At 67.8% G+C, this 15,830-nt stretch carries 14 protein-coding genes; 13 read left to right on the top strand and 1 reads right to left on the bottom strand.

The window, feature by feature from the left end:
• Positions 1 to 306 precede the first annotated feature (306 nt).
• From XAN126_RS0123610 to nifW, 8 genes are all read left to right on the top strand, one after another.
• Positions 307 to 741 (top strand): response regulator, encoded by a 435-nt coding sequence (locus XAN126_RS0123610; RefSeq protein ID WP_024281020.1) that lies wholly within the window; start codon positions 307 to 309, stop codon positions 739 to 741.
• 6 nt (positions 742 to 747) lie between these two features.
• Positions 748 to 1,185: an ArsC/Spx/MgsR family protein gene (locus tag XAN126_RS0123605; RefSeq protein ID WP_024281019.1), complete on the top strand. Its 438-nt coding sequence runs from the start codon at positions 748 to 750 to the stop codon at positions 1,183 to 1,185.
• A gap of 2 nt (positions 1,186 to 1,187) precedes the next feature.
• The gene (locus XAN126_RS0123600) at positions 1,188 to 2,852 is read left to right on the top strand and encodes a nitroreductase family protein (protein ID WP_024281018.1); all 1,665 of its coding nucleotides are present in this window, start codon (positions 1,188 to 1,190) and stop codon (positions 2,850 to 2,852) included.
• Positions 2,853 to 2,884: 32 nt separating this feature from the next.
• Positions 2,885 to 3,682 carry an ankyrin repeat domain-containing protein gene (locus XAN126_RS0123595; RefSeq protein WP_024281017.1) on the top strand — a complete coding sequence of 266 codons (798 nt, stop codon included), beginning with the start codon at positions 2,885 to 2,887 and terminating at the stop codon, positions 3,680 to 3,682.
• 91 nt (positions 3,683 to 3,773) lie between these two features.
• On the top strand, positions 3,774 to 4,616 hold the full coding sequence (modD, locus tag XAN126_RS0123590; protein WP_024281016.1) for a ModD protein: 843 nt from the start codon (positions 3,774 to 3,776) through the stop codon (positions 4,614 to 4,616).
• Positions 4,617 to 4,984: 368 nt separating this feature from the next.
• Complete coding sequence (gene nifV / locus XAN126_RS0123585) at positions 4,985 to 6,232, top strand: homocitrate synthase (RefSeq protein ID WP_024281015.1); 1,248 nt, start codon at positions 4,985 to 4,987, stop codon at positions 6,230 to 6,232.
• Between the two features lie 3 nt (positions 6,233 to 6,235).
• Entirely contained in the window at positions 6,236 to 7,015 is a 780-nt protein-coding gene (cysE, locus tag XAN126_RS0123580) for a serine O-acetyltransferase (protein WP_024281014.1), read from the top strand.
• A gap of 54 nt (positions 7,016 to 7,069) precedes the next feature.
• Positions 7,070 to 7,411, top strand: a complete 342-nt coding sequence (gene nifW / locus XAN126_RS0123575; RefSeq protein WP_024281013.1) for a nitrogenase stabilizing/protective protein NifW — start codon at positions 7,070 to 7,072, stop codon at positions 7,409 to 7,411.
• A gap of 202 nt (positions 7,412 to 7,613) precedes the next feature.
• Here nifW and XAN126_RS0123570 read toward each other — a convergent pair whose 3' ends face one another.
• A complete protein-coding gene (locus XAN126_RS0123570; protein ID WP_024281012.1) occupies positions 7,614 to 8,111 on the bottom strand; it encodes a hypothetical protein in 498 nt (165 codons plus the stop codon).
• 86 nt (positions 8,112 to 8,197) lie between these two features.
• Between XAN126_RS0123570 and XAN126_RS0123565 the strand changes: the two genes are divergently transcribed.
• From XAN126_RS0123565 to XAN126_RS0123545, 5 genes are all read left to right on the top strand, one after another.
• Positions 8,198 to 8,800 (top strand): Crp/Fnr family transcriptional regulator, encoded by a 603-nt coding sequence (locus XAN126_RS0123565; RefSeq protein ID WP_024281011.1) that lies wholly within the window; start codon positions 8,198 to 8,200, stop codon positions 8,798 to 8,800.
• A gap of 273 nt (positions 8,801 to 9,073) precedes the next feature.
• A complete protein-coding gene (gene mdh / locus XAN126_RS0123560; RefSeq protein WP_024281010.1) occupies positions 9,074 to 10,039 on the top strand; it encodes a malate dehydrogenase in 966 nt (321 codons plus the stop codon).
• A gap of 252 nt (positions 10,040 to 10,291) precedes the next feature.
• Positions 10,292 to 11,494, top strand: a complete 1,203-nt coding sequence (sucC, locus tag XAN126_RS0123555) for an ADP-forming succinate--CoA ligase subunit beta (RefSeq protein WP_024281009.1) — start codon at positions 10,292 to 10,294, stop codon at positions 11,492 to 11,494.
• Positions 11,494 to 12,378 carry a succinate--CoA ligase subunit alpha gene (sucD, locus tag XAN126_RS0123550; RefSeq protein ID WP_024281008.1) on the top strand — a complete coding sequence of 295 codons (885 nt, stop codon included), beginning with the start codon at positions 11,494 to 11,496 and terminating at the stop codon, positions 12,376 to 12,378. The genes sucC and sucD overlap by 1 nt, the downstream gene beginning before the upstream one ends.
• Positions 12,379 to 12,870: 492 nt before the next feature.
• Positions 12,871 to 15,825 carry a 2-oxoglutarate dehydrogenase E1 component gene (locus XAN126_RS0123545; RefSeq protein WP_024281007.1) on the top strand — a complete coding sequence of 985 codons (2,955 nt, stop codon included), beginning with the start codon at positions 12,871 to 12,873 and terminating at the stop codon, positions 15,823 to 15,825.
• The last annotated feature ends 5 nt before the right edge of the window (positions 15,826 to 15,830 follow it).

Below are 15,830 nucleotides of genomic sequence, written 5' to 3'. Positions count from 1 at the left end.
TTTGATCTCAATCAAATTCCGGGGGTGCGAGGGGGCCTTCCTTGGCCTTTCGGATGGTGTGTCGAACCCGACAGGTGTGGGTCGTGTGTCGGGATTGGGACATATGCCGTGCGCTCTACGCGCCGTTGCCGGAGCAATCCCGTCCAGGACTGTCGTTGCCGGCGAGGAACGGAACTTGCTTGACGGTCCATCAACCCGCTCGCGCGCGGACGGCCGTGGTCCCGAACCCGGCCCGCCGCAGCAGGCGGGCGGTGCCGACGACGGGGATCGGCGCGCGATAAACGCAAGTCATGAGCGAGGCGACAGATGCAGATCGGCGTTGAGACGTCCAAGGCGGTGGACCAGCGGCGTGTCTTCGTGGTGGACGAGGACGAGATCACCCGCGCGGCGCTCCAGTTCATGCTGCACGACGAGATCGAGACCCACGAGCTCGCCACCCCCGAGGAGGCCTATGAGAAGGGTCAGGGCTGGCTGATGCCGCACGTGGTCCTGCTCGGCGTCGGCCTGCTCAAGGCGCGCGGCGATGCGCTGATCGGCGAGATGAAGACGAAGTTTCCCGGCGTGCGCATCCTCATCGTCACCGACAAGTCGGAAGAGGCGGTGGCGGTGAGCGGGCTCAAGGCCGGCGCCCATGGCGCAGTGGTGAAGCCGCTGACGCTGGAGGGCGTGCGCAAGAAGGTGGATACGGTGCTCGGCCGCGATGGCGGCGCGCAGCTCGTGCAGCTCTCTGTGATGAAGTAGGGCGCCGTGGCCCACGTCACCTTCTGGGAGAAGCCGGGCTGCGGCACCAATGCCCGGCAGAAGCTCGCCCTTGCCAATGCCGGTCACACGCTGGACGTCCGCAGCCTCCTGGCCGAGCCGTGGACGGCCGAGCGGCTGAAGAGCTTCTTCGGCGCGACGCCGGTCGCCACCTGGTTCAATCCGGCGGCGCCGAAGGTGAAGTCGGGCGAGGTCAAGCCCGAGGCGGTGGAGGCCGAGGCCGCCATCGCGCTGATGCTGGCGGAGCCATTGCTCATCCGCCGTCCCTTGGTGGAGGCGGAGGGCGCCCGCTGCGCCGGCTTCGACCGCGAGCCCGTCACCTCCCTGCTGGGGCCGGCCGTGCCGGGGGCGCGCCCGCTCGAGGGCTGCTCCCATCCCGGCGAGGCCCATCCCTGTCCGGACCCCGGCGAACGGAAGGCGTCCTGAACATGAACGCGCTGCTACCCCCCGCGCGTCCCTTCGAGGCGGCGCTGGCCTACCACGCCCGCACCAAGCACAGCCTGAAGGGCTACGCCGCCGGCCCCGAGACGCTGGATTGGGACATGCAGCCCAATCCGTTCCGGGAGTATGAGGGCGCACCGCGCACCGCTTTGCCGCTGGCGGCGGAGGGGCTCGGCGTCTCCTTTTCGCAGATGGTGTCGGGAACGGTGGCGCCCGCGCCGCTGGATCTTGCCGGCGTCGCCTTGCTGCTCGAACTTTCCTTCGGCCTCGCCGCCTGGAAGCAGCTCGGCCCCGACCGCTGGGCGCTGCGCTGCAATCCCTCCAGCGGCAATCTGCACCCCACCGAGGTCTATGTGATCGCCGGGCGCATCGCCGGCCTCGACGATGGCGTGCACCATTATGTCAGCCGCGATCATGTGCTGGAGCATCGCTTCGCGCCGCCGGGACCGGATGTGGTGGTGGTGGCGGGCGCCTCCGGCTTCGCCATGGAGCAGAGATTCGGGCCGGCGGGCGGGGCGCCGTCGCTGTTCCTCGCGCTGTCGTCCATCCATTGGCGCGAGGCGTGGAAATATGGCGAGCGCGCCTTCCGCTATTGCCAGCTGGACCTCGGCCACGCGCTGGCCGCCGTGCGCTATGCCGCCTCCTGCCTCGGCTGGACCGCGCGACTGATGGAGGCCATCCCCAGCGTCGACATCGCCTGTCGCGTTGGTCTTGACCGGGCGGCGGACTTCGCGGGGGCCGAGCGGGAGGATCCCGACATCCTGATCGCGCTGGCCCCCGTCGGTGGCGATCTGCCGGCCCTGCCGGCGGCACCATTCGGCGGGCGCTGGATGGGGCGGGCCAATGTGCTGGACCGGCATCCGCTCTATCGCTGGCCGGTGATCGATCAGGTGAGCCTCGCGACGCATCGCGCAGGCGCCGATGCGAGGGAGGCGGTGACGGCTCCCGCTCTACCGGCGCGCGAGGCGACCGCCGAGGCGCGGGCGGCGTCGGTCATTCTCGGCCGGCGGAGCGCGCAGCGCTTCACGGCCAAGGGCAGCCTCATGCCCCGCGACGTGTTCCTCGGCCTCATGGATGCGCTGCTGCCGCGCGCGGCGGCGCCGTTCGATGCCGCCCCCTTCGATGCCCGTGTCCATCCGCTTCTGTTCGTGCATCGCGTGGAGGGGCTTAGCCCCGGTCTCTACGCCCTGCCGCGCCGGGCGGGCGTGATCGCGGATCTCAAGGCCGCGCTGCGCTCCGACTTCACATGGGAAAAGCCGGAGGGCGTGCCGGCGCACCTGCCGCTCTATCGGCTGGTGGAAACCGACTGCCGTGGCATCGCCCGCACCGTGAGCTGCCATCAGGCCATCGCCAGCGACAGCTCGTTCGCCCTTGCCATGTTGGCGGAGTTCGAGCCGCTGGTGACGGCGGAGGCGTGGCGCTACCGCCATCTCCATTGGGAGGCGGGCATGGTCGGCCAGTCGCTCTATCTTGAAGCGGAGGCGGCGGGCTTCCGCGGCACCGGCATCGGCTGCTTCTTCGATGACGATCTGCACCAGCTTCTGGGGCTCGAAGGCGCGGCCTTCCAGTCCATCTACCACTTCACCGTCGGGCGCGCCGCCGTCGACGACCGCATCACCACGGAGCCGGCCTATCCCGGCCGGGGCGCCTGAGCGGGATCGGCGCCGGATTGGGAGAGATCATCATGAAACAGCGCACGCCCTTCCGCCGCATCGGCGTCGCGGAGGCGGTGGCCATCGTCGGCGCGGGCAAGGCCCTGCTGCTCGATGTGCGCGACGCCAATTCCTACGCCGCCGGCCATGTGGCGGGCGCGCGGAACATGGCGTTCGGCAATCTCGGCGACATCATCGGCACCACGCCGAAGGCGCAGCCGGTGGTCATCTATTGCTATCACGGCAACGCCAGCCAGGAGTATGCGCAGGCCTTGTCGGATTTCGGCTTCTCCGACGTGACGAGCGTCGACGGCGGCTATGAGGCCTGGTTCAACCACGCGCAGGCGCAACAGTCCGCCGCCGCGCTCGATCCGGCGCTCTCGGCCTGGATCGCCAGCCGCGGCTTTCCGCCGGACGGGCTGAATGCCACCGCCGAGAACGGCATGACGCCGCTGATGAAGGCCTGCGCGGAGGGGCTCGGCGACACCGTCGCGGCCCTCATCGCTGCCGGTGCCGCCCTCGACATCCGCAATGCGGACGGCAACACCGCGCTGTGGATCGCCTGCGTGGGCGATCATCTCGACATCATCGACGCGCTGGTGGACGCGGGCATCGCCATCGACAGCGCCAATGACAATGGCGCCACGGCGCTGATGTATGCGGCTTCCGCTGGCAAGGCCGGCGTGGTGGAGAAGCTGCTCGCGCGTGGCGCCGATCCGACGCCCGAGACGCTGGACGGCTTCTCGGCGATGGATCTCGCCTCCACCATCGAATGCCTTACGCTGTTGCGGCGCGCGACCAAAGAGGCCCGGACAGCGGCCCCGGTCTGACGTCCAAGTGTCGCGTCGCGCTTTGTCTCGTGGACCCTGCGGTCTGCCCACGCTAATCCTGCTGTATCGGGACTGAGCGAGGATAGGGCGCATGAGCTACCGCTGGTGGACGCAGGCCATGGTGGACGCCCTCCTCGCCGAGGATGCGCCCTATGGCGACCTCACGACCGAAAGCCTCGGCCTCGCCGGCCGCGAGGCGCGTCTCTCCATGGCCGTGCGCGGCGACACCACCCTGTGCGGGGTGGAACTCGCGCGCGAGCTGTTCATCGCCGCCGGCGCCAAGGCCGACCTGCTGGCGGCGAGCGGCGCGCGGGTGCCAAAGGGCGACACCTTCCTTATCGCCGAGGGCGCGGCCGGCCCCATCTTCCGGGCGTGGAAGGTGGCGCAGACGCTGGTGGAATATCTCTCCGGCATCGCCACCCTCACCGCCGACATCGTGGCCGCCGCCCGCGCGGTGTCGCCCGAGGTGGCGGTGGTGACGACGCGCAAGACCCTGCCCGGTGCCAAGGCGCAGATGATCGCCGCCATCCGCTCCGGCGGCGCCTTCCCACACCGGCTCGGCCTGTCGGAAACCCTCCTGCTGTTTCCCGAGCACGCCGCCTTCCTCGTCGATCCCGCCGAGGGCATCGCGCTGCTGCGCCGGCAGGCGCCGGAGAAGAAGGTGGTGGTGGAGGTGAAGACGCCGGAGGAAGCGGAGGCCGTGCTCCCCGCGCGGCCGGACGTGCTCCAGTGCGAGAAGATGACGCCAGACGACATCCGGCAGGTGGTCGCCTTCACCGTGGAACGCTCTCCCGGCACGAAGGTGGCGGCGGCCGGCGGCGTCAATCTCTCCAATGCCGCCGCCTATGCCGCGGCTGGCGCCCATGTGCTGGTGACGTCGGCACCCTATTGGGCGAAGCCCGCCGACGTGAAGGTGGTGATCGGCCCGGCCTGAGCGGCGCGTGCCGCCAGCCTGTTCCGTCCGATGATCTGCCCTCACCCGTGAATTCGTCCGTCTTCGGCAAGAAATGACCGGACGGGACCGGGCAACTACGTAATTATACGTATGTTCGATACCGACAACACGGTGTGTCGCACGTGTCTCGTCTGTCGTGATCCTGTCGAACCTCGGACAAGCTTGCCGGCTGTCGGCTTTGCGACAGCTGGGTGCTCCCTGATTTCCATCGATTCCAGAATGGCTTGCGGCAATGGCACGCGGTTTGCGTGATCCCTGTCAGGCGCTGCTGGCGAATGGTGGGCGGCTTCGATGCTCCGGCTCACCACAGGCGCGGTTCAGGGCCAACGGGACTTGAGGAAGACACCATGCTCGCGAAGTCTCCATCGGTGACATCTGGGCGCTCCGGCCGGTCCTCGGCGGAGGCCGGCGGTTCGGCGGCGGGGGCAGCGGCCGCCCGCACGGTCTTCCTCAACGACACCACGCTCCGCGATGGCGAGCAGGCGCCGGGCGTCGCCTTCACCCGCAAGGAGAAGATCGAGATCGCCGAGGCGCTCGCCGCCGCCGGCGTGCCCGAGATCGAAGCCGGCACGCCGGCCATGGGCGACGAGGAGATCGAGACGCTGCGCTCCATCGTCTCGCTCAAGCTGCCGCTGCGGGTCGCCGCCTGGTGCCGGATGAGCGAGGAGGACCTGTTCGCGGCGGTCTCCGCCGGGGTCAGCTACGTCAATCTCTCCATTCCCACCTCCGACCGCCAGCTCAAGGGCAAATTGAACCGCGATCGCGACTGGGCACTCGCAGCCCTGAAGCATGTGGCGACGCTGGCCACCAAGCTCGGCTTCACGGTGGCCATCGGCTGCGAGGACGCCTCCCGCGCCGATCCCGACTTCCTGTGCCGGGTGGCCGAGGTGGCGCGGGAGGCGGGCGCCTTCCGCCTGCGCCTCGCCGATACGCTGGGCGTGCTCGATCCCTTCTCCACCTATGCGCTGGTGCGGCGCGTCGCCAACGCCACGGACCTCGAGATCGAGTTCCACGCCCATGACGATCTGGGCCTTGCCACCGCCAACACCCTCGCGGCCGTCACCGGCGGCGCCCGCCATGCCAGCGTGACCGTGGTCGGCCTTGGTGAGCGGGCCGGCAATGCGGCGCTGGAGGAAGTGGCCATCGCCTTGCGCCAGACCGCCCGTGCCGAAAGCGGCATTGACCCGTGCGCGCTGCGCCCGCTGGCCGAGAAAGTGATGGCCGCCGCCGGCCGCACCATGCCGCGCACCAAAGCCATCGTGGGCGAGGATGTGTTCACCCACGAGAGCGGCATTCATGTTGCCGGCCTGCTGAAGGATCGCGGCACCTACGAGGCGCTGAACCCGGAACTGCTCGGCCGCTCCCACCGCGTGGTGCTGGGCAAGCATTCCGGCCTTGCCGCCATCTCCAAGGCCCTCGCCGACGAGGGGTTGGCGGTGGACGAGGCGCGCGGCCGTGCCATCCTCGCCCGGGTGCGCGACTTCTCGGTGCGCACCAAGGAGACGGTGACGCCCCAGGTGCTGCGCCGCCTCTACGAGGACAGCTTCACCGAAGAAGCGCTGAAGCGCCGCCACGCCGCCGTGATGGGAGCCTGATCCATGATCATGGGAAGCCCGAAGTGGCACGGTACCGAGGTGCCCCTCGCCACGGCGGCCGCGCCGGATGCACCGGCGGCGTCCTTCACGGTCTGGCAGCTCATCCGCGAGGATGTGAACTGCGTGAAGGCGCGGGACCCGGCGGCGCGGCACACGTTCGAGATCGTGCTCACCTATCCCGGCGTCCACGCCATCATCTGGCACCGCCTCGCCAGCCGGCTGTGGCGGCGGGGGGTGAAGTTCCCGGCCCGCTTCCTGTCCTGGCTAGGCCGCTTCCTGACCAATGTGGACATCCACCCCGGCGCCACCATCGGCCGGCGCTTCTTCATCGATCACGGCGCGTGCGTGGTGATCGGCGAAACAGCGGAGATCGGCGACGACGTCACCCTGTACCATGGAGTGACTCTCGGCGGCACGTCCTGGACGTCGGGCAAGCGCCATCCCACCCTGCGCAACGGCGTGCTGGTGGGAGCGGGGGCCAAGATCCTCGGGCCGATCACGGTCGGGGCCGGCTGCCGGGTCGGCGCCAATTCGGTGGTGATCGAGGATGTCCCGCCGGCCATGACGGTGGTGGGCATTCCCGGCCGGGTGGTGAAGCCCACCTCGGACCGCCGCAAGCTCGGCGACGGCCGCATCGACCTCGAGCACCATCTCATGCCGGACCCGGTGGGCGAGGCCATCGTCTCCCTGCTGGACCGGATCGAGTTCCTCGAGGCCCGCCTCACCCACCTGCAGGGCGAGCGCCAGCGCGGCCGGCCGGCGAGCGCGGACGAGGCGGCCTGACATCCCGGACTTGGGTTGACCAGACTTGGGCTGATCGACAGGAGAAAGAGCGACATGTCCATCATCGACAAGCTGAAGTCTCTCGGAAGCGCCGAGGAATTCTTCGAAGTGCTGCAGGTGGAATACCAGCCGGAAGTGCTGCAGGTGCTGCGCCTCCATATCCTGCGGCGCATGGGCCAGTACCTCGTCTCGGCCGAGTTCGACGGCATGAGCGAGGAGGAGATCTATTCCGCCGCACAGACCATGCTGTCGCAGGCCTATGCGGACTTCATTGCCTCCAATCCCATGGCGGAACGGGTGTTCAAGGTGCTGAAGGAGCACGATCCGAACCGCCCGGCGGCCCCCGCCGCCAAGCCCGCCTTCGTCCAGCTCGGTTCGCTCAAGACCGGAAGCTGAGACCGTCTCGTCCCGCCCCTCCGCGCAGCCGCGCGGACGAACGCGGGGCCACCCTTCCGCCGGAGTGCCCCGAAGTGCTCCGGCCGGCTGCCCTCTCCCTGCTTTTTGTTCGTTGATATTGACGTTGTTTTAATTTTTTTTATCCGGCTGGTCGCTCGGCCGTGTGCGGGGAGAGGGCAGATTTTTTCGTTCCGGCGCTGTGTTACCTGACCCGGTAGCCGGCGTGACAGGCGACGCACGCCGATGTCAGCGTGCCCAGGGCGGAGAAGACGGGTCGCATATCGCCAGAGACGCCCGCATCGGTGGCGACGATGACAAACCGGCTCGCGGCGCGGTGCATGTCGCTCCCCGCGCCCTGCATTCCCTGTGGCATGAAGCCAGCCACCTCCTGCGCGCCATGCGGCCCGAGGGACGACATGCCCAGCCGTTGCTCCGCGATGCGCGCCGCCGCATCCAAATGACCGAGACCAAGCTGCTCGTTGATCTCCTGGAGCGCCTGCAGGTGATCCCGCATGTTCGCCAGCATCCTTTCCGCCACAGGATCCGGCATTCTGACGAATTCGCGGCCATCCGAAGCAGCTGGCGGGGTCGCGCCGTCGTGGGGCTGGCCGCCTCTGCCGGCGTGATCGTGCTGGGCCATGGCGACCGGGACCGTGGCCAGGGTGGCGGCCGCTGCTGCGGCGATGATGAACCGGTGCATGAAGGAACCTCCCGTTTTGGGATGATCCTAGCCGGGTTGCCCGCAGCCGCTTATGATGGTGATCATATCAACGCCAAGGGTGACGGATGGAACCGGGCCTGCTCCGGCCGCTTCTCGAAAGCCTGTCCCTGCGGCGCGTTCCGGAGCGATCCTTCGCCAGAGGCGAACACCTGTTCCGGCGCGGCAAGGCGCCGGAATTCATGTTCTGTGTCCTTTCTGGCGAAGCCCGGATGGTCCGCCATTCGCCGGCCGGGATCGAGGTTGTCTTCCAGCGGGCGCGGCACGGATTCCTCGCCGAGGCAAGCCTCGACCAGCCCGCCTACCATTGCGACGGCATCGCCGCCGTTGCGGTTTGCGCTTTGGCGATCCCCATCGCCACCTTCCGGGAGGCTCTGGCCAGGGCGGACATTCAGGCGCTCTGGCTCCGCCACCTGAGCGGGGAATTGAGGCGCGTGCGCGCCCAGAGCGAGCGGCTTGCTCTGCGGACCGCAAGGGAGAGGATCGTCCATTTCATTGAGACTGAGGGGCGCCATGGCGTTCTCGAACTCTCCCAGCCCAAGATGCGATGGGCGGCTGAGCTGGGCCTGACCCACGAGGCGCTCTATCGCGCCCTGCGAGCGATGGTGGATGCCGGCGCGCTGGAGGTCTCGGGGCGATGCCTGCGCCTGCGTCCTCAGGGGCAGGCCTGATCCGATCGACCTCGGGGAGGCGCCGGACGGGGTGCCGCACGTCCCGCCGGTGGTAGGCCGCTGCACCGCCCTGCGGGATGGTTTTCCGCATGGTGCAAATCAGCAGAAAATCAGCGCAAAACGACCCGTTTTTGCGGCAAAATCCCGCTCGATGCCACTATTTGTGCAGTGCGGCCGGCTTGAACCCCCGGACGGATGGGAGTAGTCAAGCGCCGCGTTCCTGCGGCGGCTCGTCTCATGTGCCGGCTCCGCAGCGGTTACCGGGGATTTGGGATGGCCCGCAACAAGATCGCCCTCATCGGGGCCGGCCAGATCGGCGGTACGCTCGCCCTTCTGGCTGGACTGAAGGAGTTGGGCGACATCGTGCTGTTCGACGTCGCCGACGGCGTTCCCGACGGCAAGGCCCTGGACCTCGCCCAGCTCGCCCCCGTGGAAGGGGTCGACGCGGGCATCTGGGGCGCCTCCAGCTATGATGCCATCGCCGGTGCCGATGTGGTGATCGTCACCGCCGGCGTGCCGCGCAAGCCGGGCATGAGCCGCGACGACCTCCTCGCCATCAACCTCAAGGTGATGGAGCAGGTGGGCGCGGGCCTGCGCAAATATGCGCCTGACGCTTTCGTCATCTGCATCACCAATCCGCTCGATGCCATGGTCTGGGCGCTCCAGCGCACCAGCGGCCTGCCGCCGGAGAAGGTGGTGGGCATGGCCGGCGTGCTGGATTCCGCCCGCTTCCGCTTCTTCCTCGCCGAGGAGTTCGGCGTCTCGGTGGAGGATGTGACCGCCTTCGTCATGGGCGGGCACGGCGATACCATGGTGCCGCTGGTGCGCTATTCCGCCGTGGGCGGCATCCCGGTGCCGGACCTCATCCGCATGGGCTGGACCAGCGAGGAGCGCATCGCCGCCATCGTCCAGCGCGTGCGCGACGGCGGGGCGGAGATCGTCAACCTGCTCAAGACCGGCTCGGCCTTCTACGCGCCGGCCGCCGCCGCCATCGCCATGGCGGAGAGCTACCTGAAGGACAAGAAGCGCCTGCTCCCGGTCGCCGCACGGCTCGATGGGGAGTACGGGCTCAGGGACATCTATCTCGGCGTGCCGGCCGTCATCGGCGCGCGGGGGGTGGAGCGTATCGTGGAGGTCGAGCTCGACCGGCCCGAGCGCGCCATGTTCGAAAGATCGGTCGCCGCAGTCGAAGGACTGGTGGAGGCCTGCCTGAAGATCGCACCCGGCCTCGGGAAGTGATCTCGCTCATGACGGCGTGCCGCAAGGCGCGCCGTTTTCGTGCCGGGGTACAACCGGCGTGGTGAAGGAGACGAGTGTTCCCCTCCTCGGGGGAGACCGCATCCTCGCTCCAGTCCTTCGGGCCGGGGCGGTGGCGCGGGTCCCCCTTCTGCGGTGGAGGCGGTCTTGACCGGGCGGTCCCGCAATTGCGCGGGACCCGGGACGGACCGGGGCGGGGAAAGGGACACATCGCAACCCTGAGGGACACGGAAGATGAATATTCACGAGTATCAGGCCAAGGCGCTGCTGAAGAGCTTCGGCGCCCCGGTCTCGCGCGGCATTCCCGTGCTGAAGGTCGAGGAGGCGGAAGCCGCCGCCAAGGAGCTGGGTGGCCCGCTCTGGGTGGTGAAGTCACAGATTCACGCCGGTGGCCGTGGCAAGGGCAAGTTTAAGGAGCCCGAGGCCGGCGAGAAGGGCGGCGTGCGCCTCGCCAAGTCCGTGGATGAGGTGAAGGAATTCGTCGGCCAGATGCTCGGCCGCACCCTCGTCACCATCCAGACCGGCCCGGCCGGCAAGCAGGTGAACCGCCTCTATATCGAGGAAGGCTCGGACATCGAGAAGGAGTTCTACATCTCCCTGCTCGTGGACCGCGCCACCTCGCACGTGGCCTTCGTAGTCTCCACCGAAGGCGGCATGGACATCGAGGAAGTCGCCCACTCCACCCCTGAGAAGATCGTGACCTTCTCGGTGGACCCGGTGACCGGCGTGCAGGGCTTCCATGGCCGCAAGATCGCCAAGGCCCTCGGCCTTTCCGGTGATCTCGCCAAGCAGGCCAGCAAGCTGGCCGAGGTGCTCTACACCGCCTTCGTCGAGACCGACATGGCGATGCTGGAGATCAACCCGCTCATCATCACCAAGGATGGCAACCTGCGCGTGCTCGACGCCAAGGTGTCCTTCGATTCCAACTCCCTGTTCCGCCATCCCAAGCTCGTCGAGCTGCGCGACCTGACGGAAGAGGACGAGAAGGAGATCGAGGCGTCCAAGTACGACCTCGCCTACATCGCCCTCGACGGCACCATCGGCTGCATGGTCAACGGCGCGGGCCTCGCCATGGCGACCCTCGACATCATCCAGCTCTACGGCGAGAGCCCGGCGAACTTCCTCGACGTGGGCGGCGGCGCCAACGAGGAGAAGGTGACGGCAGCGTTCAAGATCATCACCGCCGACCCGAACGTGAAGGGCATCCTCGTCAACATCTTCGGCGGCATCATGAAGTGCGACGTGATCGCCAACGGCGTGATCGCGGCGGTGAAGGCGGTGGGCCTCCAGGTGCCTCTCGTGGTGCGCCTCGAAGGCACCAATGTGGAAGAAGGCAAGCAGATCATCCGTGAGAGCGGGCTCAATGTGATCCCCGCCGATGATCTCGATGATGCGGCGCAGAAGATCGTCGCGGCCGTGAAGAAGGAAGCTGCGTGATGTCCGTGCTGATCGACGCCAACACCAAGGTCATCACCCAGGGCTTCACCGGCAAGAACGGCACCTTCCACGCCCAGCAGGCCATCGCCTACGGGACGAAGATGGTCGGCGGCACCTCGCCGGGCAAGGGTGGCACCACCCACCTCAACCTGCCGGTGTTCGACACCGTGATCGAGGCCAAGGAAGCCACCGGCGCCGATGCCTCGGTGATCTACGTGCCGCCTCCGGGCGCCGCCGACGCCATCCTCGAGGCGATCGACGCGGAGATCCCGCTCATCGTCTGCATCACTGAGGGCATCCCGGTGCTCGACATGGTGAAGGTGAAGCGCGCCCTGTCCGGCTCCAAGAGCCGCCTCATCGGCCCCAACTGCCCCGGCATCGTCACCGCTGGCCAGTCGAAGATCGGCATCATGCCGGCCAACATCTTCAAGACAGGCTCGGTGGGCATCGTCTCGCGCTCCGGCACGCTGACCTACGAAGCGGTGTTCCAGACCACCCAGGAAGGCCTCGGCCAGACCTCGGCGGTGGGCATCGGCGGCGATCCGGTGAAGGGCACCGAGTTCATCGACGTGCTGGAGATGTTCCTCGCCGACCCCAAGACCGAGTCGATCGTCATGATCGGCGAGATCGGCGGCTCGGCCGAGGAAGATGCGGCGCAGTTCATCGCCGACGAGGCGAAGAAGGGCCGCAAGAAGCCGATGGTGGGCTTTATCGCCGGCCGCACGGCCCCTCCCGGCCGTCGCATGGGCCATGCCGGTGCCATCATCTCCGGCGGCAAGGGCGGCGCAGAGGACAAGATCGCGGCCATGGAGGCGGCGGGCATCCGCGTGTCTCCGTCCCCCGCGCGCCTCGGCAAGACCCTCGTCGAGGTGCTGAAGGGCTGAGGGCCGTCCCCCGGCCCGGCCGGGGGATCGCCACTTGGATGGACCGGGAGCGGGGGACCTGGGCGAAAGCCACCGAGGCGAAAGCCTTGGAATTCCGCTCCCGCAAGAGCACGCGCCGATCAGATTGCATCGCAATCTGATCGGATCACGCGTTCTCTTTCTTGGAGTTAGAGGGCGATTCACCGAGCGGATTGATTCAATCCGCTCGGATCGCGCTCTAGGCATCCGCCGCGCAATCGCCATGAAGTTCGGCGACTGGCGAGCGCGGTTCGGACGGGGCGAGGCCCGGCCTTTCGGCCGGTGGCCGCCCTGCCCATATGAAGGTTGTCGAGCACTGCTGTCGAAGGCCGCCACGAGCCTCGCAGGGGTGACGGGGCGTCCGGCAAGGGCCAGGCGCCGGATTTGTGGCAGACGAGCGGCCTTGGGGCTTCATTTTCCGCGCGAAATGCGCTCAAGGAGAGTGAGGCGCCACGGTCTTCCGGGAACAAGCCCATGTCGCGCGCGGAACAGAACGACGTATTCCTGAACACCTCCTTCCTCTATGGCGCCAATGCCGCCTGGATCGAGGATCTCTACGCCCGCTATGAGACCGATCCCAATTCGGTCAGCGCTGAGTGGCAGGCCTTCTTCGCGGCGTTGAAGGACGACCCCAACCAGGTGATCGAGAACGCCCGCGGCGCCTCCTGGAAGAAGCCCAACTGGCCGGTGCACGCCAACGGCGAGCTGGTCTCGGCCATGGACGGCCAGTGGATCGAGGTGGAGAAGGCCATCGCCGACAAGGTGAAGGCCAAGGCGCAGAAGTCCGGCGTCGAGTTCTCCGCCACCGAGGTGCAGCAGGCCACCCGCGATTCCGTCAAGGCGCTGATGATGATCCGCGCCTACCGCATGCGCGGCCACCTGCACGCCAATCTCGACCCGCTCGGCCTGACCCCGCCGCGCGAGGCGCCGGAGCTGGACCCGGCGTCCTACGGCTTCTATGAGGCCGATCTCGACCGCAAGATCTTCATCGACCATGTGCTGGGCCTCGAATTCGCGACCGTCCGCCAGATGGTCGCCATCCTGCGCCGCACCTATTGCGCTTCCATCGGCGTCGAGTTCATGCACATCTCCTCGCCCGAGGAGAAGGCCTGGATCCAGGAGCGCATCGAGGGCGTCGATAAGGAAGTCACCTTCACCCGCGAGGGCAAGCGCGCCATCCTCAACAAGCTGGTGGAGGCCGAGGGCTTCGAGAAGTTCCTCGACGTGAAGTTCACCGGCACCAAGCGCTTCGGCCTCGACGGCGGCGAGAGCCTGATCCCGGCGCTGGAGCAGATCATCAAGCGCGGCGGCAACCTCGGCGTGAAGGACATCGTGTTCGGCATGGCCCACCGCGGCCGCCTGAACGTGCTGACCCAGGTGATGGGCAAGCCCCACCGCGCCCTGTTCCACGAGTTCAAGGGCGGCTCCTGGGCGCCCGACGAGGTGGAAGGCTCGGGCGACGTGAAGTATCACCTCGGCGCCTCGTCCGACCGCGAGTTCGACAACAACAAGGTCCACCTGTCGCTGACCGCCAACCCGTCGCACCTCGAGATCGTCGATCCGGTGGTGCTGGGCAAGGCCCGCGCCAAGCAGGACCAACTGGGTGACACCGAGCGCACCAAGGTTCTGCCGCTGCTGCTGCACGGCGATGCCGCCTTCGCCGGCCAGGGCGTGGTGGCCGAGTGCCTCGGCCTCTCCGGCCTGAAGGGTCACCGCACCGGCGGTTCGATCCACTTCATCATCAACAACCAGATCGGCTTCACCACCAATCCGCGTTATTCGCGCTCCTCGCCCTATCCGTCGGATGTGGCTAAGATGATCGAGGCGCCGATCTTCCACTGCAACGGCGACGACCCGGAATCCGTGGTGTTCTGCGCCAAGGTGGCCACCGAGTTCCGCCAGCGCTTCCACAAGCCGGTGGTGGTGGACATGTTCTGCTACCGCCGCTTCGGTCACAACGAGGGTGACGAGCCCGCGTTCACCCAGCCGAAGATGTACAAGGTGATCCGCCAGCACGCGAGCGTGCTCGAGCTGTACACCAAGAAGCTGGAAGCCGAGGGAGTCGTGACCGCCGGCGAGGTGGACACCATGCGCAATGCGTGGCGCGACCGCCTCGAGGCCGAGCACGAGGCCGGCCAGGCCTACAAGCCCAACAAGGCCGACTGGCTCGACGGCCGCTGGGCCGGCTTCAAGCCCACCCATGAGGATGATGATCCGCGCCGCGGCAACACCGGCCTGCCGGAAGACGAGCTGAAGGCCATCGGCGCGAAGATCACCACCGTGCCGGAGGGCTTCCAGGTCCACCGCACCATCCAGCGCTTCCTCGACAACCGCAAGAAGGCGATCGAGGACGGCAAGGGCATCGACTGGGCGACCGGCGAGGCGCTCGCCTTCTCCTCCCTGCTGCTGGAAGGCCACCCGGTCCGCCTGTCGGGCCAGGACGTGGAGCGCGGCACCTTCTCCCAGCGCCATTCGGTGCTGCTCGACCAGGAGACCGAGGCCCGCTACAAGCCGTTCAACCACCTGTCCGAGACCCAGGCCAAGTACGAGGTCATCAATTCGATGCTCTCGGAGGAGGCGGTGCTGGGCTTCGAATATGGCTACACCCTCTCCGAGCCCAACACTCTGGTGCTCTGGGAGGCGCAGTTCGGCGACTTCGCCAACGGCGCGCAGGTGGTGTTCGACCAGTTCATCTCCTCGGGCGAGCGCAAGTGGTTGCGCATGTCCGGCCTCGTCTGCCTGCTGCCGCACGGCTATGAGGGCCAGGGTCCGGAGCATTCCTCCGCCCGCCTCGAGCGCTATCTGCAGTTGTGCGCCGAGGACAACATGCAGGTGGCCAACGTCACCACCCCGGCCAACTACTTCCACATCCTGCGCCGGCAGATGAAGCGGGAATTCCGCAAGCCGCTCATCCTGATGACGCCCAAGTCGCTGCTGCGCCACAAGCGGGCGGTGTCCAACCTCTCGGACATGGTGACCGGCACCACCTTCCACCGCGTGCTGTGGGACGACGCCCAGTCGCACCCGGACGAGAGCGCCATCAAGCTCCAGCCGGACGACAAGATCCGCCGCGTCGTGCTGTCCTCGGGCAAGGTCTATTACGACCTGCTGGAGGAGCGCGAGAAGCGGGGCGTGGACGACGTCTACCTGATGCGCGTGGAGCAGCTCTATCCGTTCCCGCTCAAGACGCTGGTGCAGGAACTCGGCCGCTTCAAGAATGCCGAGGTGGTGTGGTGCCAGGAAGAGCCGAAGAATCAGGGATCCTGGGCCTTCGTGCAGCCGTATCTGGAGTGGGTGCTGGAGCAGGCTGGCGGCACCGCGCGGCGTCCGCGCTACGCCGGCCGTCCGGCGTCCGCCGCCACCGCCACCGGCTTGATGTCCAAGCACATGGCGCAGCTCAAGGCCTTCCTCGAGGAAGCCCTGGGCTGATCCGA

The organism is Xanthobacter sp. 126, from assembly GCF_000526175.1.
GTDB classification, from domain to species: domain Bacteria; phylum Pseudomonadota; class Alphaproteobacteria; order Rhizobiales; family Xanthobacteraceae; genus Xanthobacter; species Xanthobacter aminoxidans.
This window is presented reverse-complemented; position numbering and strand designations above follow the sequence as displayed.

Excerpts from the sequence above, each read along its gene's own strand:
- XAN126_RS0123610 (WP_024281020.1), top strand. The coding sequence starts at position 307 with ATGCAGATCGGCGTTGAGACGTCCAAGGCGGTGGACCAGCGGCGTGTC.
- XAN126_RS0123600 (WP_024281018.1), top strand. The coding sequence starts at position 1,188 with ATGAACGCGCTGCTACCCCCCGCGCGTCCCTTCGAGGCGGCGCTGGCC.
- XAN126_RS0123595 (WP_024281017.1), top strand. The coding sequence starts at position 2,885 with ATGAAACAGCGCACGCCCTTCCGCCGCATCGGCGTCGCGGAGGCGGTG.
- modD (WP_024281016.1), top strand. The coding sequence starts at position 3,774 with ATGAGCTACCGCTGGTGGACGCAGGCCATGGTGGACGCCCTCCTCGCC.
- nifV (WP_024281015.1), top strand. The coding sequence starts at position 4,985 with ATGCTCGCGAAGTCTCCATCGGTGACATCTGGGCGCTCCGGCCGGTCC.
- cysE (WP_024281014.1), top strand. The coding sequence starts at position 6,236 with ATGATCATGGGAAGCCCGAAGTGGCACGGTACCGAGGTGCCCCTCGCC.
- nifW (WP_024281013.1), top strand. The coding sequence starts at position 7,070 with ATGTCCATCATCGACAAGCTGAAGTCTCTCGGAAGCGCCGAGGAATTC.
- XAN126_RS0123570 (WP_024281012.1), bottom strand. The coding sequence starts at position 8,111 with ATGCACCGGTTCATCATCGCCGCAGCAGCGGCCGCCACCCTGGCCACG.
- XAN126_RS0123565 (WP_024281011.1), top strand. The coding sequence starts at position 8,198 with ATGGAACCGGGCCTGCTCCGGCCGCTTCTCGAAAGCCTGTCCCTGCGG.
- mdh (WP_024281010.1), top strand. The coding sequence starts at position 9,074 with ATGGCCCGCAACAAGATCGCCCTCATCGGGGCCGGCCAGATCGGCGGT.
- sucC (WP_024281009.1), top strand. The coding sequence starts at position 10,292 with ATGAATATTCACGAGTATCAGGCCAAGGCGCTGCTGAAGAGCTTCGGC.
- sucD (WP_024281008.1), top strand. The coding sequence starts at position 11,494 with ATGTCCGTGCTGATCGACGCCAACACCAAGGTCATCACCCAGGGCTTC.
- XAN126_RS0123545 (WP_024281007.1), top strand. The coding sequence starts at position 12,871 with ATGTCGCGCGCGGAACAGAACGACGTATTCCTGAACACCTCCTTCCTC.